2 protein-coding genes are annotated in these 619 nt (G+C 30.9%); both read left to right on the top strand.

What is annotated here, in order from left to right; all coding sequences use genetic code 11:
- Nucleotides 1-126, top strand: a 126-nt coding sequence (locus HMPREF0381_RS15960; RefSeq protein ID WP_207635205.1) for a transposase, incomplete at its 5' end; no start/stop codon positions are given.
- Nucleotides 127-143: 17 nt separating this feature from the next.
- The coding region (locus HMPREF0381_RS14220; protein ID WP_008752707.1) for an RNA-guided endonuclease TnpB family protein at nucleotides 144-619 on the top strand (476 nt) is incomplete at its 3' end.

Genomic DNA, 619 nt, shown 5'->3' with positions numbered 1-619 from the left:
CATACAGAATATCTTAAGAATTATTTTTGGAAAGAACATACATTTTGTACGGATGGATATTTTTCTTGTAGCGTAGGCAACGTTTATGAAGAAATGTTAAAGCAATATATAGAAAATCAAGGGTAGAAAGGCGGGTGAGCTTAATGTTAAAGGCATATAGATATCGGATTTATCCAAATAAAGAGCAAGAAATACAGTTAGCAAAGACATTTGGCTGTTGCCGTTTTGTGTATAATCAAACCCTTGCGTACAGAAAAGATGCTTATGAAAAAGAAAAAAAGTCTGTCAGTAAAACAGATTGTAATAATTATTGCAATAGAGAGCTGAAAAAAGTTTATGAATGGTTAAAAGAAGTAGATAAATTCGCTTTAACAAATGCAATTTATAATATGGACAGTGCTTATCAAAAGTTTTTCAAAGAACATACAGGTTATCCGAAGTTTAAGAGTAAGCACGATAATCGTAAATCATATACAACCAATTTTACAAATGGGAATATAACTGTAGATTTTGATAGAGGAAGAATAAAGCTGCCAAAATTAAAAAGGGTAAAAATAAAATTACATAGAAAATTTTCGGGTCAGATAAAGGCGGCAACTATATCTAAGGTACCAAGCGA

This window comes from Lachnoanaerobaculum saburreum DSM 3986 (genome assembly GCF_000185385.1).
Taxonomy (GTDB): Bacteria; Bacillota; Clostridia; order Lachnospirales; family Lachnospiraceae; genus Lachnoanaerobaculum; species Lachnoanaerobaculum saburreum.
This window is presented reverse-complemented; position numbering and strand designations above follow the sequence as displayed.